The sequence below is a fragment of the Mesorhizobium helmanticense genome, assembly GCF_003034915.1.
GTDB classification, from domain to species: Bacteria; Pseudomonadota; Alphaproteobacteria; order Rhizobiales; family Rhizobiaceae; genus Mesorhizobium; species Mesorhizobium helmanticense.
This window is the reverse complement of the sequence record NZ_PZJX01000108.1, coordinates 1-843: the sequence shown is the minus strand read 5'-3', so window position 1 is coordinate 843 and position 843 is coordinate 1. Positions and strand designations below refer to the sequence as shown.

The following is an 843-nucleotide window of genomic DNA, read 5'->3' as shown; positions in this document are numbered from 1 at the left end:
TGCGATGCTCTCTTTCTTGGACCGCCCTGGCCCCTTGCCGGATGCTGGCCAAGCGCGGCAAGCGGGCTTTGAGCAGCACGTGGCCGAGCCGCGCCGAGCCGACCCTGTTGCGAGTGGCGCCCGTGCTTCCCGCTATCCCCATCTGTCCGGCGAACACCGGGACCTTATTGATAGAGCGATCGCCCACTCCCAGGAAAAATATAGCAAGACCACGGCCCGAAAATACACGTTTGCACTTCGCCGGTTGGCGAATGATCTTAGCGCTCGTGGCCAAGCGACCGATCTAAGAAATCACAAATCCCTGGTCGATCACGTCGGTGCTTTCTTTCCGAAAGACGTGGATATGAAGAGCGCGTTGCACGTCCTGCGTGCGTATCATGAGCCGGGCCATTCAGCTACCGGCGGGCGGCCAGTGGCGGTGCCCTCAAAGGCAGACGCGCATGTCTTAGAACAAGTGGCCAGTGACAGCAGATTGGCCCCAAACACCCGTGCTGTCTATGGTCGTAATCTTCGCAGATTTTCTGAGGCGCTTGAGAGTCGGGGCCTGACGATCTCTGGGCTGGATCATGATTCACGGATCAAATTCGCCGAGACGTTGTTTCCAGACAGCCGCAATCTCACCTTCGCGTTGGACCGGGTTCGCGATGCGGAGTCCGCGTCAGACAGAAGCGTGACGGACGCTTTCGCCGCGGCCGGCTCTGGGCACGCCGGAGTTGAGGCCGCCGCCCCGCCAGTCTTGGCTGCCAGCCAACAGCAGATCCGGCCCTGGCCGGATGCGCTTGACCAGGGCAACCACCTGCCACCCGAGCGGGTGATCATCAACAATGAACATTTCACAGCGCC

General features: G+C 60.9%; 1 pseudogene. It reads left to right on the top strand.

Features of this window, described 5'->3' with window-relative positions:
• Nucleotides 1-79: 79 nt before the first annotated feature.
• A pseudogene (locus C9427_RS33515) lies at nucleotides 80-843 on the top strand (Ulp1 family isopeptidase); the annotation flags it as partial.